General features: G+C 53.7%; 21 protein-coding genes and 1 pseudogene. 10 read left to right on the plus strand and 12 right to left on the minus strand.

Annotation, left to right across the window (positions count from 1 at the left end; all coding sequences use genetic code 11):
* Nucleotides 1-198 precede the first annotated feature (198 nt).
* A complete protein-coding gene (locus tag STH12_RS04450; RefSeq protein WP_126166446.1) occupies nucleotides 199-474 on the plus strand; it encodes an acylphosphatase in 276 nt (91 codons plus the stop codon).
* Here STH12_RS04450 and STH12_RS04455 read toward each other — a convergent pair.
* The 3 genes from STH12_RS04455 to STH12_RS04465 all read right to left on the minus strand — a co-directional run bounded on the left by STH12_RS04455 (nucleotide 465) and on the right by STH12_RS04465 (nucleotide 5,857).
* A complete protein-coding gene (locus STH12_RS04455) occupies nucleotides 465-1,703 on the minus strand; it encodes a peptidoglycan binding protein CsiV (protein ID WP_126166447.1) in 1,239 nt (412 codons plus the stop codon). The two genes, STH12_RS04450 and STH12_RS04455, sit on opposite strands and share 10 nt — an antisense overlap.
* Before the next feature lie 2 nt (nucleotides 1,704-1,705).
* A complete protein-coding gene (mfd, locus tag STH12_RS04460; protein WP_126166448.1) occupies nucleotides 1,706-5,170 on the minus strand; it encodes a transcription-repair coupling factor in 3,465 nt (1,154 codons plus the stop codon).
* A gap of 117 nt (nucleotides 5,171-5,287) precedes the next feature.
* A complete protein-coding gene (locus STH12_RS04465) occupies nucleotides 5,288-5,857 on the minus strand; it encodes a hypothetical protein (protein WP_126166449.1) in 570 nt (189 codons plus the stop codon).
* A gap of 148 nt (nucleotides 5,858-6,005) precedes the next feature.
* Between STH12_RS04465 and STH12_RS04470 the strand changes: the two genes are divergently transcribed.
* From STH12_RS04470 to lolE, 3 genes are all read left to right on the plus strand, one after another.
* The gene (locus tag STH12_RS04470; protein WP_126166450.1) at nucleotides 6,006-7,244 is read left to right on the plus strand and encodes a lipoprotein-releasing ABC transporter permease subunit; all 1,239 of its coding nucleotides are present in this window, start codon (nucleotides 6,006-6,008) and stop codon (nucleotides 7,242-7,244) included.
* Between the two features lie 83 nt (nucleotides 7,245-7,327).
* Entirely contained in the window at nucleotides 7,328-8,017 is a 690-nt protein-coding gene (lolD, locus tag STH12_RS04475; RefSeq protein WP_126166451.1) for a lipoprotein-releasing ABC transporter ATP-binding protein LolD, read from the plus strand.
* On the plus strand, nucleotides 8,017-9,273 hold the full coding sequence (gene lolE, locus STH12_RS04480) for a lipoprotein-releasing ABC transporter permease subunit LolE (RefSeq protein ID WP_126166452.1): 1,257 nt from the start codon (nucleotides 8,017-8,019) through the stop codon (nucleotides 9,271-9,273). The genes lolD and lolE overlap by 1 nt, the downstream gene beginning before the upstream one ends.
* 125 nt (nucleotides 9,274-9,398) lie before the next feature.
* Here lolE and STH12_RS04485 read toward each other — a convergent pair whose 3' ends face one another.
* Nucleotides 9,399-9,908, minus strand: a complete 510-nt coding sequence (locus STH12_RS04485; RefSeq protein WP_126166453.1) for a DUF2062 domain-containing protein — start codon at nucleotides 9,906-9,908, stop codon at nucleotides 9,399-9,401.
* Nucleotides 9,909-9,938: 30 nt separating this feature from the next.
* On the opposite strand from STH12_RS04485, the gene STH12_RS04490 reads away from it, so the two are divergent.
* The 6 genes and pseudogenes from STH12_RS04490 to STH12_RS21610 all read left to right on the plus strand — a co-directional run.
* The gene (locus tag STH12_RS04490) at nucleotides 9,939-12,284 is read left to right on the plus strand and encodes a DNA internalization-related competence protein ComEC/Rec2 (RefSeq protein WP_126166454.1); all 2,346 of its coding nucleotides are present in this window, start codon (nucleotides 9,939-9,941) and stop codon (nucleotides 12,282-12,284) included.
* Between the two features lie 33 nt (nucleotides 12,285-12,317).
* Nucleotides 12,318-14,117: a lipid A export permease/ATP-binding protein MsbA gene (msbA, locus tag STH12_RS04495; protein ID WP_126166455.1), complete on the plus strand. Its 1,800-nt coding sequence runs from the start codon at nucleotides 12,318-12,320 to the stop codon at nucleotides 14,115-14,117.
* Complete coding sequence (gene lpxK, locus STH12_RS04500; RefSeq protein WP_126166456.1) at nucleotides 14,117-15,127, plus strand: tetraacyldisaccharide 4'-kinase; 1,011 nt, start codon at nucleotides 14,117-14,119, stop codon at nucleotides 15,125-15,127. Before msbA ends, lpxK begins: the two co-directional genes overlap by 1 nt.
* A complete protein-coding gene (locus STH12_RS04505; protein ID WP_126166457.1) occupies nucleotides 15,117-15,302 on the plus strand; it encodes a Trm112 family protein in 186 nt (61 codons plus the stop codon). The genes lpxK and STH12_RS04505 overlap by 11 nt, the downstream gene beginning before the upstream one ends.
* Before the next feature lie 193 nt (nucleotides 15,303-15,495).
* On the plus strand, nucleotides 15,496-16,248 hold the full coding sequence (locus STH12_RS04510) for a BUD32 family EKC/KEOPS complex subunit (protein ID WP_237158742.1): 753 nt from the start codon (nucleotides 15,496-15,498) through the stop codon (nucleotides 16,246-16,248).
* Between the two features lie 124 nt (nucleotides 16,249-16,372).
* A pseudogene (locus STH12_RS21610) lies at nucleotides 16,373-16,702 on the plus strand (transposase); the annotation flags it as partial.
* A 13-nt stretch (nucleotides 16,703-16,715) separates the two neighbouring features.
* Here the strand turns inward: STH12_RS21610 and STH12_RS04520 are convergent.
* From STH12_RS04520 to STH12_RS04555, 8 genes are all read right to left on the minus strand, one after another.
* Nucleotides 16,716-17,177, minus strand: a complete 462-nt coding sequence (locus STH12_RS04520) for a GNAT family N-acetyltransferase (RefSeq protein WP_126166458.1) — start codon at nucleotides 17,175-17,177, stop codon at nucleotides 16,716-16,718.
* 448 nt (nucleotides 17,178-17,625) lie between these two features.
* Nucleotides 17,626-18,045 carry a hypothetical protein gene (locus STH12_RS04525; protein ID WP_126166459.1) on the minus strand — a complete coding sequence of 140 codons (420 nt, stop codon included), beginning with the start codon at nucleotides 18,043-18,045 and terminating at the stop codon, nucleotides 17,626-17,628.
* A 68-nt stretch (nucleotides 18,046-18,113) separates the two neighbouring features.
* On the minus strand, nucleotides 18,114-18,620 hold the full coding sequence (locus tag STH12_RS04530) for a hypothetical protein (RefSeq protein ID WP_126166460.1): 507 nt from the start codon (nucleotides 18,618-18,620) through the stop codon (nucleotides 18,114-18,116).
* A 98-nt stretch (nucleotides 18,621-18,718) separates the two neighbouring features.
* Nucleotides 18,719-19,027 (minus strand): DUF2251 domain-containing protein, encoded by a 309-nt coding sequence (locus tag STH12_RS04535; protein ID WP_237158743.1) that lies wholly within the window; start codon nucleotides 19,025-19,027, stop codon nucleotides 18,719-18,721.
* Nucleotides 19,020-20,117 (minus strand): ISAs1 family transposase, encoded by a 1,098-nt coding sequence (locus STH12_RS04540; RefSeq protein WP_126166131.1) that lies wholly within the window; start codon nucleotides 20,115-20,117, stop codon nucleotides 19,020-19,022. Before STH12_RS04540 ends, STH12_RS04535 begins: the two co-directional genes overlap by 8 nt.
* 50 nt (nucleotides 20,118-20,167) lie before the next feature.
* Nucleotides 20,168-20,401 carry a DUF2251 domain-containing protein gene (locus tag STH12_RS21770; RefSeq protein ID WP_218567772.1) on the minus strand — a complete coding sequence of 78 codons (234 nt, stop codon included), beginning with the start codon at nucleotides 20,399-20,401 and terminating at the stop codon, nucleotides 20,168-20,170.
* Between the two features lie 88 nt (nucleotides 20,402-20,489).
* Nucleotides 20,490-20,723 carry a hypothetical protein gene (locus tag STH12_RS04550; protein WP_126166461.1) on the minus strand — a complete coding sequence of 78 codons (234 nt, stop codon included), beginning with the start codon at nucleotides 20,721-20,723 and terminating at the stop codon, nucleotides 20,490-20,492.
* A 155-nt stretch (nucleotides 20,724-20,878) separates the two neighbouring features.
* A complete protein-coding gene (locus tag STH12_RS04555; RefSeq protein WP_126166462.1) occupies nucleotides 20,879-21,310 on the minus strand; it encodes a hypothetical protein in 432 nt (143 codons plus the stop codon).
* Nucleotides 21,311-21,335: the final 25 nt, after the last annotated feature.

A 21,335-nucleotide genomic window follows, 5' to 3' on the forward strand; every position in this document is an offset into this window, starting at 1 on the left:
TGTAACAAAACGTATCCAGAATGCCGTATTGGTCCCAAGGGACCTACCGATTGCGTATGTCGCCCGATGCAGCTAACAGCAGTTTTGTTAGCTGTTTTTTTTGCCCGAAATTTACCTCTCCAGCCAATGTATGCGGTTTCCCTGACACCGTAGGATGACGTATGCTCAATAAATCATCAGCTTGAGCGGAGGCTCACTATGAGACGAGTATTGGTGCGGGTGAAAGGCAAGGTGCAGGGCGTGTGTTATCGCCGCTTCGCGCTGGAAAAGGCCCGTGAGCTTGGGGTCACAGGTTATGTCACCAACATGGATGATGGCTCGGTGCAGCTGTTGGTGCAGGGGAGTATCCCCATGGTGGAAAAGCTGATTGATTGGTGCTGGGAGGGATCGCCGGCGGCCAGTGTGACCGCCGTTGAGGTGAATGAAGACGAGGCAGACGAAATCTACCTCGACTTTTCCATTACTCAGTCCTGAGGTGTTGGCCGAGTGCCTTGCTCGTCTGCGCTTTGTGGAGCTGTGCCTTGCTGATTAATCACGTCATTTTCGGGCGTGTCATCGCCTTCGGGCTCTGTGGCAGGTTCTTCAGCATCCACAGCGCCAGCGGGCTGGGCCATTTTACGAATCTGAATAACCAACCCAAGCTTGGGGTGATCGAAGTAGTGGATTTGACCGCTGCGAACCCGGCGGTTTTGCGTCAGTGGAATGGAGTAGAGAAACGGCTGCTCTTCCATCACGACTTCGGTACTCATCGCCTCAATCGTCCGTTCATTGGTGGCTGGTAGCGCTGATGTACTGCCAGGCAACGCCGCGATATCGCCGCTGGCAAGATCACCAGCAGCTGAGTCTTGCAGCGCCGCAGTCTCTTCCAACACTTCCACTTTACGGCTGCCGGGGCTTCTGAGCATCAAATCGGTTTCGATATACAGATAGTGACTCAGATAGATGTTCAGCAGACCATCGAGCTGCCATACCGGATCGGGCCGTTCACGGCGAAGCGCAACAGGCGCCTGTTCGCCGCCAAGCAGCGCCGCAAGGTTGCTGTCTTGGGGTTGTTCGGCGCTAGCTGCTGCACTGGCTGCACTGGCTGCAGTGGCACTGGCTTCACCAAGGGGCGTGCTTTCAAGCGCTTCAGGATAGGGCTGGGATGGCTGCACCCGGGTGCCGGCGGCCACAAAGCGGTCTGAAAAATCTTCACCGGCAAACAGACGTACCGGCACTGAGGCATGGCGCGGCTGCATTGCCTGTTGCCAGCTCATGTGCAGCAGCGGCTTTACCCCGGCTTCACGGCTGAGCTGACGCACCGCATCGGTAAATTGCAGCTGGTTTTTGCCAAGTAATACCGCAGATGCGCCCGGCGTGGCGCTGGCCGGATTGGCGGCGGCAACTGTGACGGGGAATGGCTTTGGATACTCAGGCACGTAGGCGCCGATTTGCAAATCCAGTGCGTCGCAGCGCAGTTGGTCGACTGCGCGCTCATCGGCGCTGCAAGGCGTCATGCTGCTGTCCGGCGCACTTATCAATGCTGGGGTAATCAAATCCCGACCTTTGGCAAGATTCGGTTGTTTAGGCGTTTCAGGCCACACTTCGGCGCTGGGCTGATTTCGTTCAAACAGAAAAACTTCCACCTCAAACCAGGACTCAGCCGAGGCCTGACTCAGTGGCAACAGACAGAAAGCTGCCAATAGTGCGGTTTTGCGGAACATTATTATTCTTCTCCGACGCTGTGTTGTTCGAGCTGCGACAGCAGCAGGTCCACCAGTTCCAATCGCTCTTTGGCGGATTCACATGGCATGGTGAACTTAAGTTTGTTCGGGCCGTCCATACGATAGACTTGTGGCTGCGATGAAAGCAAGCCGATGATAAAGCCCGGGTCGATTTTATGGTCCTCACCAAACTCGATGCTGCCGCCCCTGGCATGCATCTCGATTTTGATGGCGCCAAGGCGGGTGGCCCTGTGTTTGTGAACAGTCATGGTCATCAGGTTGCGGGTGGCATCCGGCAGCAAACCAAAACGGTCGATAAGCTCAACCTTCATTTCATCCACTGCCTGCTCGGTATCGCAGCCGGCGATGCGCTTATACAGCGACAGACGCATATTCACATCGCCGACATAGTCTTCAGGCAGCAGCGCCGGAATACGCAGGTCGATTTCACACTGACTGCCGAGCATCTGCTTCAGCGACGGCTCTTTGCCCTGTTTAAGCGCTTTTACCGCGCCTTCCAGCATCTCCATATAGAGGCTGAAGCCGATTTTGCTGATATGACCGCTTTGCTCATCGCCAAGCAGCTCACCGGCACCGCGGATTTCCAGATCCTGAGTCGCGAGCATAAAGCCGGCACCCAGATCTTCCAGTGCATCAATGGCCTCGAGGCGTTTTCTGGCATCCACCGTCATCAGCTTGGGGTGCGGCGTCATCAAATAGGCATAGGCCTGGTGATGGGAGCGGCCCACCCGGCCCCGGAGCTGATGCAACTGAGCCAGACCGAAATGGTCGGCGCGGTCAATCAGTATGGTATTGGCACTGGGCACATCGATACCGGTTTCTATGATGGTGGTACACACCAGCACATTAAAGCGCTGATGGTAGAAGTCCGACATCACCCGCTCAAGTTCGCGCTCGCGCATCTGGCCATGGGCGGTGACCACCCGCGCCTCAGGCAGCAGTTCGCGAATGTCCTGAGCTGTCTTTTCGATGGTCTCCACCTGATTGTGCAGGTAGTACACCTGACCGCCACGAAGGATTTCACGCAAAATCGCTTCGCGCACCGTGGCTTTATCGTACTCACGCACAAAGGTTTTTACCGCCAGACGCTTGGCCGGTGGGGTGGCGATAATCGATAAATCGCGCATGCCCGACATGGCCATGTTCAAGGTGCGGGGGATAGGGGTTGCGGTCAGGGTCAGGATGTCCACATTGGCCCGTATCGCCTTGATGCGTTCTTTCTGGCGCACGCCAAATCTGTGCTCCTCATCTATGATAAGCAGCCCAAGCGCATCGAAATTAAGCTCGGTATTCAATAGTTTGTGGGTGCCGATAACGATATCCACCTTGCCTTCGCCCATGGCGGAAAGCACAGCTTGCTGCTCTTTGGCAGTGCGAAAGCGGGACATCACCTCGATACGCACCGGCCAGTCGGCAAACCTGTCTTTGAAATTCTCAAAATGCTGCTGTGCCAGCAGTGTGGTGGGCACCAGCACCACCACCTGCTTGCCACTGGATACCGCCAGGAACGCGGCACGCATGGCCACTTCGGTTTTACCAAAGCCCACATCGCCGCACACCAATCTGTCCATGGCCTTTGGCTGACACATGTCGTTGATAACGGCTTCGATGGCCACTTCCTGATCCACGGTTTCCTCAAACGGGAACCCCTGCACAAAGAGGGCGTATTCCTCTTCATCCAGCTTGCAGGGCTCGCCGGGGCGGGCTTCGCGGCGGGCGTACACATCCAAAAGCTCAGCGGCCACGTCGCGGATTTTCTCAATCGCTTTGCGCTTGGCTTTGCTCCAGCTTTCGTTGCCGAGGCGGTTCAGCGCAGCATCATCGTCGCTGCCCACCGCATAGCGGCTGATAAGGTGCAGCGACGAGACCGGCACATAAAGCTTATCGCCACCGGCGTATTCAAGCTTCAGGTATTCGGCCACCAACCCGCCGGTGTCCAGGGTTTCGAGGCCCTGATACAGGCCGACACCGTGCTCAAGGTGTACCACAGGCTGGCCCACTTTGAGCTCAGCCAGGTTTTTAATCAGTACATCCTGACTTAGCTGGCGCTGCTTGTCGCGGCGGCGCTGCTGGGATACCCGCTCACCAAAGAGTTCAGTTTCACAGACAATCGCCAGCTGCTTTTTGCCAATCCGAATATCGATGCCCTGTGCCAGCGGGGCCACAATGAGTCCGTGGGGGCTGCCGGAGTCGATAAACTCCTGCAAATGACCGTAGAGTTTGGGCTTGATGCCGGCCTTGAACAACAGCTCCAGCAGCGCCTCGCGGCGGCCTTCGGATTCGGCCACAAACAGAATGCGCTGAGTATCCGCCGCCCACAGACTTAAGGCCTCCAGCGGTTGCTTCAGTTTGTGGTTGGCGCGAATATCCGGCAGCGGCGTGCAGTCCAGCTCCTTGTCGCCCTCGGCGGCGCTGAGCTGAATACGGGGATACTGCTTGAACGTGCCAAACAGTTCCTCGGTGGTTTGATAAAGCACCTTGGGCGGCAGCAATGGCCGCATGGGGTCAACCCGGCGGTCTTCATAGCGGGCGTGAATTTCGCCCAGATGATGCTCGGCTGCCTGATGCAGCTCACCTGTGGTGATGATTTGCAGCTCTTGGGGCAAATAATCAAACAGGGTGGCGGTATCATCGAAAAACAGCGGCAAGTAGTTTTCGATGCCTGCCGGCATCAGGTTGCGGCTTACCAGCTGATACACAGACTCGGGCGCATTGGTAATGGTTTCAAAGGCGCGGCGATAGCGTTGGCGGAAGCCTTCGATGGCCTGGCTGTCGGTGGGGAATTCCCGTGCCGGCAGCATGCGGATGCTGTCTACCTCGGCGCTGGAGCGCTGGGTTTCAGGGTCAAAGTGACGGATAGACTCCACTTCATCATCAAATAGCTCGATGCGCAGCGGCTCAGTGGCTCCGCTGGGGAAGATATCCAGAATCGAGCCGCGGATGGCAAATTCGCCATGCTCATATACCTGCTCCACCAGATGATAACCTGTGTCGGTAAGCAGTTGACGCATCTGCTGCAACTGATAACGGTCGCCTTTCTTGAGGATCAGCACATTGGCCGCAAGGAATGCCTTGGGCGGCAGGCGCACCATCAGGGTGGTGAGCGGTACTATCACCAGCCGGCCTTTGCCACGCTCCAGATTGGAGAGGGTCTCCAAGCGGCTGGAAATCAGATCCTGGTGGGGCGAAAAACTGTCGTAGGGCAGGGTTTCCCGGTCGGGAAACAGGCAAATATCAATGCCTTCCTGGCCAAGCAAATAGCTAAGCTCGGTCTCGAGGGTCAGCGCCGTTGGGGTATCGCTGGTGACTATCAGGGTGGTGCCCGCATAGTCGCGGGTCATTTGGGCCAGCGTCATTGCCCGGGCGACACCGCCGGGCAGCTTGACCGATGACACCCGGCCCTTGGCGGGTGTCTTGGGGAGACGGTCTACCGTAAAAGAGGTCATTCGGTTGGATTGCCGGTTTTTCACGAAAAATCAGTCGCCCATTGTAGTGGCAACTGCGCGGCAGTGGCAACTAAGCCCTTCCCCGGCACTCGACAGGGGCTGGAGTAAGAAAATGCATTATCCGCGCTGGGCGTTTTGCTGCTTGCGCGCCTTGAGCTGCTTTTGCTGCACACTGAGACTGGCTTTGACCAGCTGCTCCACATCCGGCTCGAGAATGCACTCAAAGCCGAGTTCGGCAAGATAGACGCCGTCCTGCTGCATCACTTCTTCCACCTTGGCGATACACACAAGTGCAATCAGTTCATCGCGGATATAGAGGGTGGCTTTGAACAGGCTGCCCACACTGAGCGGCGCTTGGCTGGCCACCACAAAACCGCTGCCACCAAAGCGTTTACCTGAATAGCGGCTGCCGTCACGGCTTTCGTTTTCAAGCACATAGTGCAGCACCATATCGACCTTGCGCGACTGCAGCTTCAAAAAGTCCACCACCGCCTTGGCTTCGTTGTCCAGTTGCCGCAGTTGCAGCAGGCAACCGGCCTCCAGTGCTTTGACATCACTGAGCAGCTGCAAACCCACGCTGCGCATCATTGCCAGCTGTTCATCGTCAGGCAGTGGGCCGTCAAAGGGCTGCAAATAGGCATTGAAATCATGCACCACACTGAAATAGGCGTTGGGATCGGCTAACAAGGACGTGCCTCTTTATTTATGGGTGAGATACCCCTATTATCGTGCCCACTCAAACAAATACGCAAGGGAAGGTTCGACCGGGCCAGGTGCTTGTTCTGTAAGGACAGCAGCGCCCCTTCCCAACACAGCCAGGGCCAACAGCGCGCACATGTTTTCATCCTCCGCTTTTCTTATTGGATTTCGCTACTGGCGGGCACGCAAGGCAAACGCCTTCGCCTCCTTTATTACCCTGTTCGCCGTCAGCGGCATTTTCCTGGGCGTAGCCGCGCTGATTGTGGTCAGCTCGGTGATGAATGGCCTCGAAGGCCAGCTGAAAAGCCGCATTCTCGGCGCCGTGCCGCAACTTGTGATTGAAAACCCCGCCGGATTTGACGACTGGCAGGCAAGCGCTGCCAGCATAGAGTCCGCTATCCCGTCGGTGCTGGGGATAAGCCCATCCGCCGGGACCCAGGCGATGCTGCAATCAAGTTCCAATATCGCTGCGGTGCAGCTGCAGGGCATTTTCCCCAAAGAAGAAGCGCGGCTGTCCAAACTCACCACCACCGTCTGGTCTCCGGCCTTTGAGACATTGGAAGCGGGTGAATACCATATTATTTTGGGCACCCAGGTCGCATCTGAGTTGGATGTGGCGGTTGGCGATACGATTCGCGTACTAAGCGGCGAAGGTGTGGTCTACTCACCCCTCGGGCCTGTGCCAAGTCAGCGCAAATTCGTGGTGTCGGGCCTGTTTCAAATGGGCTCCCAGGTGGACGGGCAGCTTGCTTTTATTCATTACGATGATGCCCGCAGGCTGATGCGTAAAGCGCCTGAGAAGGTCGATATGCTGCGTCTCTACCTGGACGATCCGTTCAAAGCCGAGCAGATTGGCCCCAAACTGCCGGCGCTGTTGGCGACTGACGCGCCCGAATCGCTGCTGGTACACGACTGGCGCGACACCTTTGGCCACCTGTTTGGTGCGGTCAAAATGGAGAAAAACATGATGTCGCTGATGCTGAGCCTGATTGTAGCTGTGGCGGCGTTTAACATAGTGTCGGCGCTGGTGATGATGGTGGTGGATAAAACCACCGATGTGGCGGTGCTGATGACTCAGGGCTTGAAACGCACTGAAGTGATGGGAATTTTTGTGGTGCAGGGCTCGATGAATGCCTTGCTGGGCTTGGTGCTGGGCTTAAGTGTGGGCACGCTGCTGACACTGAATCTGAACCCGGTACTCAATGGCCTTGGGGTGTCGGTGCTTGGCGCAGGGCAGCAGCTGCCGGTAATCATATCTTTCGAGCAGCTTGGTCTGATTGTCGCAGGCACCATAGTCATTACCCTGCTGGCGACCCTGTATCCGGCGCTCAAGGCTTCTCGGGTAGAGCCTGCCACCGCGCTCAGATACGAATAAGCCGATACGAATAAGCCGCTACGCATAAGACGAGTGTTCCACTCACGCAGATGATTGCCCACAGGGCAAAGAGAGAAGAACCCATGCAAGAAATCCTGCTCAGGGCAGAAAATGTCAGCAAGACCTACCGTGAAGCCAAGCTCGAGACCCAGGTACTCAGCGGCGTGGATCTTACGGTCAGCCGCGGCGAGCAGCTGGCGATTGTTGGCAGTTCCGGTTCGGGAAAAAGCACCTTGCTGCATATCCTTGGCACCCTGGACAAACCCAGTGAAGGCAAGGTGTTTTTGGATGGCGAAGACCTGTATGCCATGTCGGCTTCCCGTCAGGCCGAAGTGCGTAATGCCAACCTGGGTTTTATCTATCAGTTCCACCATTTGTTGCCGGAATTCAGTGCGATAGAAAACGTCGCCATGCCCGCCCGTATTGCCGGTGTCGACCGGCAGACGGCCTTTGGCCGCGCCGAGGCGCTGCTGGACAGGGTAGGGCTGAGTCATCGTCTTGGCCATGCCCCTGCTGAGCTGTCCGGCGGTGAGCGCCAGCGCGTCGCCATTGCCCGGGCGCTGATTAACGAGCCCAAACTGGTGCTGGCAGATGAACCTACGGGAAACCTTGATGCCAAGAGCGGCGATGCGGTTTACGGCCTTATCCGTGAGCTTGCGGCCTCGCTGGGCACCGCCTTTGTGGTGGTCACCCACGACAGCGGCCTTGCGGCGCGGATGGACCGCCAGCTGTCGATGAAAAGCGGCAAATTGTCTGCGGGAGCCGACTACTGATGAGTAAGGCGCGCCTGCTGCCGCTGTGGCTGGGGTTTCGTTTTTACCGAGCCCGTCAGTCCAACAGCTTTATCAGCTTTATCTCCTTCGCTTCTACTGCGGGCATCGCGCTTGGAGTGGCCGTGCTTATCATAGTGCTGTCGGCGATGAACGGCTTTGAGCGCGAGCTCAGACAAAGGTTTTTGGATGTGGTGCCCCACGCCGAGCTGGTGGGGGTGAACAACCCTGTGATGGATTGGCAGGGCATGGTTGCCGATGCCCATAAAATTCCGGGCATTCATGCCGCCGCGCCCTTTATCCGCTTGCAGGGGCTGGTGCAGCGTCAGGGCGGTTTTCAGGGCGTAAGCCTGGTGGGCATTGACCCCAAACTGGAAGATAGCGTTTCGGGTATTCGTCAGTACATGCCCCCAAGCGCCTGGCAGCAGCTCGGCGGTGATGAGAATGCCATTGTGCTTGGTCAGGCCCTGCTCGATAAACTCGGGCTGAAAGAGGGCGATGCGCTGTTACTCTATGTGCCTGATTTATCAGGCCGCGCAGCAGGCAAGCTTGGGGCCACCCGCAGTCACCGTTTTGTGGTGCGCGGTGCATATCGCCTTGGCGGCGAGCTTGAGCTGAGCACCGCCTATGCTTCCATGAGTCACCTTGCTCAGCTGTTGCAGATGGGCGATGAAGTCAGCGGCGTGCGGATTGCCGTGGATGATGTGTTTGCGGCGCCGCGGCTCATTCGTGAGCTGGGTTACACCCAAACCCAGTATCTTTATATGAGCGACTGGACCCGCACCCAGGGGCACCTGTATCAGGACATTCAGCTGGTACGTACTTTGATGTATCTGGTGCTGGCGCTGGTGATTGCGGTGGCCTGCTTCAACATTGTGTCGACGCTGGTGATGGCGGTGCGGGATAAAAGCTCGGAAATCGCCATTTTGATGACCATGGGACTAAAGCGCAGCGCCATAGTGCAGGTGTTTATGGTGCACGGCGCCATCAGTGGTTTTCTCGGCACCCTTATTGGCACCCTGACCGGCGTGCTGGTGGCGCTGAATCTTTCTGCCATGGCGTCTGCCATTGAGCAGGCGCTGGGCATCCGCTTTCTGTCAGCGGATGTGTACTTTATTGATTTTCTGCCATCAGAGTTGCATCTGCAGGATGTGGTGCTGGTGAGCATCATGGCCTTTGTGATGAGCCTGATAGCGACGCTTTATCCGGCGTATAAGGCGAGCCTCACCGAGCCGGCACCGGCATTGGCCGGACGCTGATAAGCCAATCAAAAGGCCGGGAGCACTGCCCCGGCCGCATCGCTTAAACCAAACCTCTTCGGCCTGATTCTTTCACAGCATTCATCTGCATCCTGCATAAAAAAACGCGCCTTAAGCGCGTTTTTTTATCTGCTTGCCCGGTTCTTCCATTTAAACAGCACCGAGTATTTCCACAGATTGCTAATCACAAAGTAACCCACACCGGCGCTTATCAGCCCAAGCACCAGACAACCCAGCAGGAACGGCGGGCCTATGGTGGCGAGTGACGATTCGAGCCACTGCCAGCTGGCTTCAAAGGCGAAGGGTTGGGGCACATGGCCAAGAATCTTGGCACCCACCATATAGGCGATATAGAACAGAAACGGCATGGTGATCGGGTTGGTGATCCACACCAGGGCAACCGACACCGGCAGATTCACATTGAAAAATATCGCCAGCGCAGCCGCCGCCACCATTTGAAACGGCATCGGCATCCAGGCCATAAACAGCCCAACGGCAAACGCACCCGGCGCCGAGCGGCGATTCAGGTGCCAGAGGTTTGGCTTGTGCAGCAAGGTGCCGAACATCCTCAGGTGCTTGTGATCCTTGAGGGTGTCGGGATGCGGCATAAACCTTTTGATGAGCTTTTTTGGCATAGGCGGATAATGCTGTCTTAACTTACTGCTGTGAAGAACCCATTTCTGCTGGGCTTTTGCGCCCTGAACATCTCGTCGCTGCTGTGGCCGGTACTCTTACCCTGGCCTATGAGCCTGCTGTTGCTGCTCGGGGCGGTGGCGCTGTTCAAACGCTTGCCACTGCTTGCCGGGGGGCTAGCGGGCACGGCCTGGGTTTGTCTTTATGCCACGCTGATATTTGACTATCGGGCGCTTGGTGACAGCGAGCAAACCTGGATACGCGCCGAGATAATAGCATCAGTCTCAAGTGGCAGCGACTGGCAGAGTATAGATATACGCCTTGTTAAACCAAAATTAATCTCACCTTTTGCTGCGCAAATGCGGCTCAACTGGCGAACGAATGAACAAATACGCCCAGGACAAGTGTGGGATTTTCGTATCGAGCGGCGCGCCATTAACAGCAATCTCAATCAGGGCTGCTTCAATGGCCAGCGTTATCTGCTGTCAAAACACATTGGTTTGAAGGGCAGGGTGATAGCAGCACGAGCGGTATCGACGGCGCCGGCGATGCGCGCCGTACTGATCGAAAGACTCAAAAATGCGCTTGAAGGTAGTGGCGACAAGACAGCTGAGCCAGCCCTGCTGCTGGCGCTGCTTGGCGGTGAGCAAGGGCAAATTACACCGACGCAGTGGCAACAACTGCGTCAAACCGGCACCGGCCATTTGATGGCGATTTCAGGGCTGCATATGTCGGTACTGGCGCTGTGGCTTTACGGCGCAGTCAGGTTTCTGCTGCTGCACATCCGGCCAAGGCCCGACCGGCAAAACCTGCTGATTGCCATGGCGGTCGCCGCTCTGGGTTGCCTGCTTTACGGGCTGCTGGCGGGGATGGGCATACCCACCCGGCGCGCTTTTATTATGTTGGCGATGCTGATGCTGCTGAGTCTCTCTCGCCGCTTTGCCTCTCCCTGGGAGCGGCTTTTGTATGCCCTCAGTGCAGTATTGCTGCTTGACCCTTTATCGCCACTGTCGGCGGGGTTTTGGCTCTCCTTTGGTGCCATTGGCATCATCCTGATGGTGGTCACGGGTGCTGAGCGCCAAAGGGCTACCATGGCAGGTACAAGCCAAGCCGGGGCTTCTGGCCGACTTAAAATGACGGCCGCTGACTATCTTGCTTCGCTCATCAAAATACAGTTGGCGCTGTCGCTTGGGCTTGGGTTTGTGCAATTGGTGCTGTTTGGCGGCGTGAGTTTGCACAGCCTTTGGATAAATCTGCTGATGGTGCCCTGGTTTTCGCTGCTGGTGATCCCGCTTGCGCTTATGGGTTTATTGCTGTTTTTACTGTTGCTGCCGCTGGGGCTTGCCAGTGGCGCCTTGTTCAGCCCGGCAATTTGGGCACTTGCGCCTTTTGGCGCGCTGCTTGAGCTGAGTGACCGCTTACCCCTTGCCTGGGTCAGTGTGGCCGATAGCCTGATTGCACCTGCGTTGTTTGCCATCGCTGCCATCTATTTGTTTTGGTTGCCAATATCAAAGGGGCTTCGGGCGGTGAGTGCATGCTTACTGCTGCCACTGCTGTTGCAGCTAAGCCTTAAGCCAGGTCCTCAAACCGAGCTGCATCTGGTGGATGTCGGCCAGGGGCTTGCGGCCGTGGTCTTTGCCGGAGATAAAACCCTGGTGTACGACACCGGCAGCGCCTATGGCAGCTTTTCACACGGTGAGCGAACCCTTACCCCGTTTTTGCGCTCCAGGGGCCGAAACCGTATTGATGTGCTGATTATCAGCCACGAAGACAAAGACCATGCCGGCGGTGCCGAGGGGCTTGCCAGACACTTTGCCATTGACCTGATTATCAGCGACACCCAGGCTGCCAGGGCAATTGAGGCGGCGCGGCATGAGGACTGTCGGCCGGTATCTTTTAACCTTGCGGCAGTTAATGTCAGCTTGTTGTCCCCCGAGGTGTTGCCCGGCGGGCGTATTGGCAACGATGGCTCCTGTGTGGTGCAGCTAGGTCATGGCGGCATGTCAGTGCTGCTGCCCGGTGATATTGAGGCGGCGCGCGAGGCGCGTATGCTGGCAAATCCTTCTAAGCTGCGCGCTGATGTGCTGGTGGCGCCGCACCATGGCAGCCTGACGTCATCCAGCAGCGCCTTTATCGACGCTGTGTCGCCATCCTGGGCGCTGTTTGCTGCCGGTGTCGGGAATCGTTACGGTTTTCCCAAAAAGGAGATAGTCGCGCGCTACCAAAGCCGCGGGATAAACACCCTGAGTTCGGCAACGGAAGGGCAGATAAGCTTCTACTTTGGTGGGCCGCCGGTGGTGAAAACTTATCGCCGCGATCTGGCGCCTTTTTGGTACAACAGGGTGTTTGGAGTTGGTGACTGGCCGATTACAGAGTAGAATGGCGCCTTTGTCATACTGTCAGATTAATCAATGACTACAGTTCACAATCAGGAAGTCTCGGCGGTTTTTAAACGTCTGCTTGGCTACCTTAAGCCCATGAAGGGCATTGCCATCCTTTCAGTGCTGGCGCTTCTGCTTTATGGTGCGGTGGATGCAGCCTTTATCGCATTTATTCAACCCTTTATCGACAAGGGCTTTTCGTCCGGCGGCCTTTCTGGCTCCGTGGATATGGGCACCTCTTCCGGATTTGATTCCAATAATCAGGTGATGTTCTGGGCCCCCTTTGTGGTGGTTGGCCTGTTCACCCTGCGCGGTCTGGCCAACTTTGTGTCCACTTACGGTATTTCCTACATGAGTGCCAAGCTCATTATGGACATGCGCCAGCAGGTATTTGAGCATTACCTCACCCTGCCTGTGAGTTATATCGACCGTGAAAACTCCGGCAACCTTATCTCCCGCGTCACCTTCGACACCGAGCAAGTCGCCAGAGCATCTGGCACTGCGCTGATCTCCATTGTGCGCGACGGGGTGACTGTGCTGTTCATGCTGGGATTGATGTTTTACAGCTCGTGGAAGTTGTCGCTGTGTATTCTGATTGTCGGGCCGATTATCGGGCTTGTGATCACTGTGGTCAGTCGCCGTTTCCGTAAGATTTCCCGCCAAATTCAAAGCGCTATGGGCGGCGTGACGGCCGTAACCGAGCAGATGATCAAGGGCCACAAAAACGTGCTGGCCTTTGGCGGTCAGGAGACCGAGGCCGAACGCTTTGCCCGGGTGAACGACCAAAACCGTCATCAGAACATGAAGCTGGCCGTGGCCCAGGCTATCAGCCAGCCCACCATCATGATCATTGGCTCATTCGCACTGGCCTTTGTACTCTATGCTGCAAGTTTCGATTCGCTCAAGAGTGAGCTTACCGCCGGTACCTTTGCCACTGTGCTGGCGGCCATGCTGGCAATGCTGCAGCCTATCAAGAGCCTGACCCGGGTAAACGCCGAGTTCCAGCGCGGTATTGCGGCCTGTACCACGGTATTTGAGCTTTTGGACACCAAGCCCGAGGCGGACAACGGCACCTTTGAAACCGCCCGCGCCGAAGGCCATGTGCGCTTCGATAATGTTTGCTTCCGTTATGAAGGCCAGGAAACCCGGGCGCTGGATGGCATCAACTTTGATGTGCCGCCGGGCAAGACCCTGGCGCTGGTGGGCCGCTCCGGTTCCGGTAAATCCACCATTGCCAGCCTGATTAACCGTTTCTACAACGGCCTGGAGCAGGGAGCCATTGAGCTCGATGGCGTGAATGTTGAAGATTACCGCCTGAAGAACCTCCGTAGTCAGGTAGCGTTGGTCAGCCAGCAGGTGACCCTGTTCAACGACACCATTGCCAATAACATCGCCTACGCCTGCCCCTGGGAATTGACCCGCGAGCAGATTGTGGAAGCCGCGACTCTGGCCCACGCGATGGAGTTTATCAATAAGCTTCCTGATGGCCTGGATACTCAGGTTGGTGAAAACGGCGTGCTGCTTTCCGGCGGTCAGCGTCAGCGTATCGCCATTGCCCGCGCCATGCTGCGTAATGCGCCCGTGCTTATTCTCGATGAAGCAACTTCAGCGCTCGATACTGAGTCTGAAAAAGCCATTCAGGAAGGCCTTGAAAACCTGCGTCAGAACCGCACTTCCATCGTGATTGCCCACAGGCTGTCGACCATTGAAAGTGCCGATGAAATTCTGGTGATAGAGCAGGGCCAGATTGTTGAGCGTGGCAACCATAAGTCGCTGCTGGCGCAGGATGGTATGTACGCCAAGCTCTATCAGATGCAGTTTTCCGCCTGATGCAGCAGCTGGTTCACAAGATTTGGTATCAGGGCCATCCGGCAAAGTGGTTGCTGTTGCCGCTATCGGCGCTGTTCTGGCTGATAAGCAGCATAAGAAGGCTTGGCTTCAGGCTCGGCCTTAAGCGCCAAACCCAGCTGCCGGTACCTGTAATAGTGGTGGGTAACATCACAGCCGGTGGCAGCGGCAAAACCCCCACAGTGCTTTATTTGATAGCGCTGTTGCGCCAACATGGCTGGCGCCCTGGTGTGGTCAGCCGCGGCTATGGCGCCAGTATCGAAGGCGAGCGTGAAGTTTGCGCCGGTATGACCCCCGGCGAGGTTGGCGATGAGCCCGCCATGATAGCGCTGCGCACCGGTGTGCCTATGGTGGTGGGTGCAAGCAGAGTCAAGGCGGCGCAGACGCTATTGGCCAACCACGACGTCAACGTCATTCTTTGTGACGATGGCCTACAGCACTATCAGCTTGGGCGTGATATCGAGATTCTGGTCATCGACGGCGAGCGCCGTTTTGGTAACGGCTGGCTTATACCGGCAGGACCATTGCGTGAAGGCCTGTGGCGCAAAAACAGTGTGGACTTTAGCCTTTGTAACGGCCAAAACGCCGAAGCAGGGGAGTTTGCCATGACATTGCAGCCCAGCGGGCTGCTGCCGGTCTGGCCAGGCGCTGACGCAACACCGCCCTCAGTTGGTGATGAAATCAATGCCATGGCGGGCATAGGCAATCCACAGCGCTTCTTCTCGGCGCTGAACGCTCAGGGCTATAAGCTGAATACAGCGCATGAATTTGCCGACCACATGGCGTATCAGGCCAGTGACATTGCCACCATCGACAATGGCTTGCCGTTGCTGATGACCGAAAAAGATGCGGTTAAATGTCGCGAATTTGCCAAACAACACTGGTGGTATGTTGCAGTTGATGCGAACCTACCGCCACAATTTTCAACACAGCTGCTGGAGAAGCTCTCTCGGGCAGCCAATGCCAAGCAAGGAACATCCCATGGCCTTTGATAAAAAACTTCTGGATATCGTTGCCTGCCCGGTATGCAAGGGCAAACTGGAATACGACAAAGCGGCGCAGCTGCTGATCTGTAAGGCCGATCGTCTGGCGTACCCCATCACCGAAGGGATCCCGGTACTGCTGGAAAACCGCGCCACACCCTGGCAGGAGCACAGTGCAGAGTAAGCACTAAACGGTAGCAAACGCTTGATAAGCAAGCGTTGATGAATTAAAAGGCCTCCCATCGGGAGGTCTTTTATTTTGCTTACCGGCAACCATGCTTGCGCTAAACTGAACAGTGGCGCTATCACATTCAGGTTTCATTGAAATTACAACGGCGGATGGGGATAATGCCCGCGCACACCCACATGGAATGATGATGAAACAGCCAAGCCCATCCCCTAATCTGGATATGACAGCGTTCGAGGCAAAGGTAGACCAATTGCGTCAGGCGCATCCAGACAGCCGTATCCAGTCGTTTGAATTCGCCGGTCACAAGTACTGGCTTAAGCAGCCTGAGCGCCTTGAAGGCGCGATGAAGCTTCTAAAAGACGACCCCAAACGGGCGCTGCAAACTGAAATTGATGCTCTGACCCGGCTAGCAGGCAAAGATGCGCCAGTACCCAGGGTGGTGCTCAGTGGCAATGACTTCTTTGTGGTGGAGGATGCCGGGAAGACCGTCAGTGATTGGCTGCACGCAGCCAGGCAGGATGAGATGGTGCCCTTTGGCGACATTCTTAACGACAGCGCCTCGGCATTGGCCGAGCTGCACCGCATGGAGTTGGCCCATGGTCGTCCGGCGCTGCGTGATATAGGTTGGCAAGAGGGCGAAGTAAAGTTTATCGACTTTGAAGCCAGCCAGCAGGGGCGCTCGCAAAGCTATCAACAGCAGCGGGACCTGCTGGTGTATCTGCACAGTCTTTACCGTTATATGGGGGCCGACCATGGGCAAATCGATGCTGCCATCGGCAACTATCGCGCGGCAGGCGGTGAACAAACCTGGCTCGATACCCAAAAACGCATGCGCCGCTGGCAGTGGCTGCGGCCGCTGTTAAGGCCCTTTCGCAACATAGGCGGCAAGGACCTAAAGCCGCTCTACTGGGTGCTGTGGCACTTTCACAGCCATCGCTAAACCAATAAAAAAACACCGCCCTGTGCGGTGTTTTTCTGTTTTACAGCGCAGAGTTTTCAGGCGTATAAATCAAGGTTTATTGAATCATTACTGTCAGGATCGGCGGCCCTTGGCTCAGTAATAAAAAGAAAGCGCCCCACTGGCAGGCGTTGCCCCCATGAGCCGCGAGAGCGGCAGTTATACAGGTAAACGACGTATTCGCGGCGGCCGAGCCAGAGTGCGCACCCTGATGTTTATGGCCATGATGTCATCCATCCAGTACAACCCAGTTCTCAAACGCTACTAAGAACACTTAAAAGTGCTGGGGAAGCTGCCCAAAATGGCATTGATTGCCTGTATGCGGAAGCTGTTATTCAACCCATCCCTTTTCATAGAGAGTCATTATGAAAAATGGGCCTCGCTGGGGCGAAAAATCACATATCGTGGCCTAATAAATATTGACGGAATGCCATAGTCACTTGTCGGTTTTACCGGATTGACTTAGTGTAAATGAGCTTGTTATCACCAGCTGCAAAGAAATCTTTAACTTCAGCCTCAAGCTTGAAACCACATTTTTCATAGAATACTCGTGCGCTCGAAAAATCTGGTAGTTGAGATGTTTCAACAATTAATAACCGTGCTTGACGGTTTTTAATTTCCTTTTCTACATGCGAAACTAGCTCTTTGCCGAAACCACGCCCCTCATGGCCATTTTTTATCCACAACATAAGCAAATTCCATGTGCCCGAAGTGACTGGCTCCGGCGCACAGTAAGCGACCCCGACAGGATTTTCGTCTATTGCGGTGAACCAGATTGCTTCCTCAGGGCTTTTCAGATGTGCATCAAGGGTGGTTTTGACATGAGCCAAACCATCTTCATCAAATTGCCCACTTTCTTTGATTATTGAGAGCAAAGCCTCTCGGTGCTCTTCTACTGTTTTCAAAATCACTAGATGTTCCTATTGAAAACTAACGTTTTACTAAGGTGATGGCGCCACGCGCCAGTTCCACAGAGCCAGCCTTGGCTGGCGGAGTAAACATGAGCAACTGGTTAGGTGTTATTCCTATTTTTAAACTGATTTGCGACATAAGCGGTAACCAGCGACAAAATGAACAAAAATGTTGGTCGAATAGCGTTTTCAACTGAGAGCATCAAAACTGCCCCAACAAAACTTAAAACACTTATAGTTGTCCATCCGATACAAATAAGTAGTAAGACTTGATGATTTTTGCTCGTTTTCCAGAACCGTAAGACAGCACTGAAAATACGAGAATCATGATTGAAGATAGGAGAATTGAAAAATTCATTTGATTACTCTTTAACACCTAGTGTCGCCATAAAAGACGCACAATTTGTTGCTGCTCCAGCGCGCAGAGTGCGCGATTTTAATGGCTTTATTAGACATTTGACTCTGGCCTAAATGCTAGCTCAGGGTAAATAAGGTGTGCAAAGAAAAAACCAACTCCCGCCGAACTAAAGAATGACAACAAATATAGTGCACTATTAGGGCCGCCGACTAGCCAGTAGTAAGTAAAGCCAGATATTCCGGTGAATACGAAAAATGAAATCATTAAAAAAATTATATTAATGTATTTTCCAACTGCTTTGTAGAAGCTTGGTGTTTTCAAAGGTAGAAATTTATTTAAGAGTGCTAGGAAAGGTGGGCCAAATAAGCCGAAAAGTACAACGGTCATAATATCAGCATTTTCCAACCCTGCTCCGATTTCGCTATCAAAGACAACTATTCCCTGATACAGGCCAATCACTGCACCTATTCCAATTCCTATCCAATCACTTTTTAATAACTCAATTCTCATTTGGATCCCTAACCCTAAAAACAACGAGCGTAGCTTGCTGCGTCCGATTGCCTTTTTTTAAAAGTGAATTACGCACGGAGTTTATTCAAAACAGTTGTCAGGCCCTTTGCGCCAAGCGCAAGATACAGGCCGATAGCTATTTCAATGACTGTGACAAATTCACGTAATTTAGTTTCGCTTATGTACTCCTTAGGAGGAGTTTCGTAACCACTAACGACCCACAAAATGAGGCCATTATATAGAAAATCGGGAATGGCCCATGTGAGAATGTAGACGCCAACAATGGTTATACCTGCAATTTGGATAGCTTGACCATTTTCTTCGAGCAATGGTGATGATGAATTAGATGGAGTAACTAACAGCCGAGAGATAACACCGGGAAATTTCATCATGAAAGCAGAGGCCAATATACAGGATGCGACCATACCCCATTGTATATAAACAGAAGGTGTGTTTGCTTCAAGTCCTAAATCAGCAATCGCGGCAAGTAGCTGAGGTGCGTCTCGAAGAGTTACGACGAATAACAATAATCCGAAAATTCGTATGGCAACTGATACAACTTCAATAACTTTCATGTGACTTCCTGTACTTTTAACGCCGCCAGCAGGGGCCGAAAAACCAGAGCGAAGCGGCGGTTTTTTGGTCCCTCTGGCTGGCCTTGTTAAACGCGGACTCAGAATAGTGTAAGAACATCATCGCTCCACTCATGACTGTATTTTGTCCACTTGGTGTCCGGAGGTGGGAAGCTGGTTCGGCAATAGCCTCTTTTAGCAACAAAGTCGAAAGCCGCATGAGGATAGCCGTTTATTAGTAATAGAGCCTTGTTTCCGTCTCCTGACCATACTATTTGTGCTTCCGAGGAAAGATGTTTGTCAGTGACATTGGCAACATTATAAATATGGAGGGCGTCGAGAATGGGGTTACCATCTCGGCTCCTATCTAGTCCCAGGGCCGGAGCATACTTTGAGCAGTTTCTAACCAAAGAACACTCTTTCCCGATAATCGTCGCACCAGCCAGCCTGTTTTAGCTTGTTTCTCTGGCTCGGGGCGCCACAGTCACATTGCCGTAGCATATTCATGACGAAGCGGCGGAACAGGGCTACGTTTTCGACAGCCCCTTCAAGTGCTATCCGTGAGTCGTCTTCTTTGAAAACTACATCCAGCACGTAATGCTGACTGTTTTCAATCCGCCAGTGCTGACGGATGTAATGACCAAGCAATTTATGCCGTGGTGATAGCGAGCTCACGTAGTAGCTGGTATCTGTCGTTGTCTTACCATTCTGCGAGCGATGTCGTTCCACAGCGACGATGCTTCGGATTGTTGGCCATCTTTCTGCAAGCTTTTCAGGCAGCTTTGCCTTCAGTTGGAAAACGTAGCGCTCTTCTTTTCGGCCATGGGCTTCTTGTTTGATTTCGGTGACAACTTTCTCTTTCTTCGCATCGAAAACAGTCTGAAACTGCGACTGAACAGCCTCCCAAAGAGCAGGCTGGTTATTTTTGACCTGAACAACAACGTGAGCCTTCTTTTCGCTGATTTTCTCCAGCGTTTCGCGCTGGCAGTGCAAGGCATCAAGTGTGATCACCGCGCCTTTCAGGTTAAGAACATCAAGCATCTGCCGAACCACGCTGATTTCACCGTTCTTGGTTTGGGTTGGCTTTTGGCTAAGGACCAATCCGTTTTCGGTGTCGTAGGCTGTAACCAACTGCAACGCCGTTTTGGAGTCATTGCGGTAAGAGCCTCTGAGCACCTTGCCGTCAAAAGCTATTACGGGTTTACCGATGCTGGCTCGCTGTTCATTCACCCAATTCAGCAGCGCTTCGAGCAATGACTCCGCGACCACGGTACGAAGGATCCGCGCAATAGTGTGTCTTCGGGGAATACCATGCTCAAACGGGCGAAATTTTCGCAGCCATGGCAGTTTATGGTCACCGTAAGTTTGAATATCCTGCCAGCCCTCGGCACCTGACATGATGGCGCTTAGTACGAGGAACATGACATCCACAAGGTCATGCCTTTGATTAACTTCAGAGCGGGTTTCTTCTACAACGGTCAGGTGTTCGAGCAAGTTCATTGGAGCAGCGACTGATTAAATGAACCGCTATTAGATCACAGCTGATCTGCTCACTCAACACTGGCTAGAAAAGTACGATCCCGCCCTGTATCTAGTCCGTATAAATATCCAGTGTCTCCGTCATCCTCGAACACTACCATATAGCTATTCTTGGGCGATCCACTTTCAAGAACAGTTTCTACTCCAACAGTGAACTCTGTTTCGGCATATATCATTGCCTCATCGGCCATGCTAATAAGGCTCCAAGTAATCGTTATTGCTAGTAGTAGGTGCTTGATGTTCATTTTCGTTTAACGCCTCGCTAAACGGCGAGCGATAGCGAGTCCGGTGGAGGCCACGTTCTTTGTGGCAGTAACGAATTTGAGCGGTTTGTTATGGCTTATACACTGTTTCAATTTTTTGCCTTAACTCTTCGGGGCAACTGTCACTTATACAATTTTGAAAAAGCACTGCCTCAGCCTCTTTTAGTGACTCTAGCTTATGGATTGCCAGGGCACTGTTGCCTTGCTCAACCGCTAGAATTATTTCTGATGCCTTTTCGTAATGGAATAAAGCATTATCAATTGCGGTGGATTGAATGAACTTACCGATTTTATCGTCAGCCATGCGGTATCCATATGAGCTGCCAAGTATAAAAGATCCAATTACAACAACAATTACGATTATAACTTTGAGCATCTTACTCTCTTGAGCCATAACGCCTCAATAACCGGAGCAGCTTCGCTGCTTCCGGCGCAGAATGCGCGTAGCTGATTGACTTGTTATAAGGCTATGACTTTGCACAAAGCCTCCTTAACGGCTTGACCAATATTAGCCGTTGACTTGTAGCCTTGTTCATTAAGGCTGATCTCATCGCTAACCCAAATAAAATGATTGAACGGTTCTGAACCCCATTCAACAGATTGATACATATTCTCGCAAGCCTTGCCTAAATCTCTCAATGAGATTTCATTTGAGGCAATAAGTTCCAACATTCGCTGAGCAATTATTTTGCAATCATTCACGTTTATTGGATAAGCAATCAGATCTAGCTGATCTTGAAATTCAAGAGAAGAACCAGTTGATATATCAATCATCCAATCGGGAAAGTCATTGTGGTCAGCTATGTATCTATCAGCTAACCCGACTAGCTCTTGCTCCGAAATTAAACCTATTTTTTCTTCGATAAGCCAAGTTCTGGCTGTAGATCTCATTCCCTAAGCCTTATAACGCCGCGCA

The sequence above is a fragment of the Shewanella khirikhana genome (genome assembly GCF_003957745.1).
Taxonomy (GTDB): domain Bacteria; phylum Pseudomonadota; class Gammaproteobacteria; order Enterobacterales; family Shewanellaceae; genus Shewanella; species Shewanella khirikhana.

Bases quoted from the DNA above. Each gene is read 5' to 3' on its own strand.
- STH12_RS04450 (WP_126166446.1), top strand. From the start codon at position 199: ATGAGACGAGTATTGGTGCGGGTGAAAGGCAAGGTGCAGGGCGTGTGT.
- STH12_RS04455 (WP_126166447.1), bottom strand. From the start codon at position 1,703: ATGTTCCGCAAAACCGCACTATTGGCAGCTTTCTGTCTGTTGCCACTG.
- mfd (WP_126166448.1), bottom strand. From the start codon at position 5,170: ATGACCTCTTTTACGGTAGACCGTCTCCCCAAGACACCCGCCAAGGGC.
- STH12_RS04470 (WP_126166450.1), top strand. From the start codon at position 6,006: ATGTTTTCATCCTCCGCTTTTCTTATTGGATTTCGCTACTGGCGGGCA.
- lolD (WP_126166451.1), top strand. From the start codon at position 7,328: ATGCAAGAAATCCTGCTCAGGGCAGAAAATGTCAGCAAGACCTACCGT.
- lolE (WP_126166452.1), top strand. From the start codon at position 8,017: ATGAGTAAGGCGCGCCTGCTGCCGCTGTGGCTGGGGTTTCGTTTTTAC.
- STH12_RS04485 (WP_126166453.1), bottom strand. From the start codon at position 9,908: ATGCCAAAAAAGCTCATCAAAAGGTTTATGCCGCATCCCGACACCCTC.
- msbA (WP_126166455.1), top strand. From the start codon at position 12,318: ATGACTACAGTTCACAATCAGGAAGTCTCGGCGGTTTTTAAACGTCTG.
- lpxK (WP_126166456.1), top strand. From the start codon at position 14,117: ATGCAGCAGCTGGTTCACAAGATTTGGTATCAGGGCCATCCGGCAAAG.
- STH12_RS04505 (WP_126166457.1), top strand. From the start codon at position 15,117: ATGGCCTTTGATAAAAAACTTCTGGATATCGTTGCCTGCCCGGTATGC.
- STH12_RS04510 (WP_237158742.1), top strand. From the start codon at position 15,496: ATGAAACAGCCAAGCCCATCCCCTAATCTGGATATGACAGCGTTCGAG.
- STH12_RS04525 (WP_126166459.1), bottom strand. From the start codon at position 18,045: ATGAGAATTGAGTTATTAAAAAGTGATTGGATAGGAATTGGAATAGGT.
- STH12_RS04530 (WP_126166460.1), bottom strand. From the start codon at position 18,620: ATGAAAGTTATTGAAGTTGTATCAGTTGCCATACGAATTTTCGGATTA.
- STH12_RS04540 (WP_126166131.1), bottom strand. From the start codon at position 20,117: ATGAACTTGCTCGAACACCTGACCGTTGTAGAAGAAACCCGCTCTGAA.
- STH12_RS21770 (WP_218567772.1), bottom strand. From the start codon at position 20,401: ATGAACATCAAGCACCTACTACTAGCAATAACGATTACTTGGAGCCTT.
- STH12_RS04550 (WP_126166461.1), bottom strand. From the start codon at position 20,723: ATGGCTGACGATAAAATCGGTAAGTTCATTCAATCCACCGCAATTGAT.
- STH12_RS04555 (WP_126166462.1), bottom strand. From the start codon at position 21,310: ATGAGATCTACAGCCAGAACTTGGCTTATCGAAGAAAAAATAGGTTTA.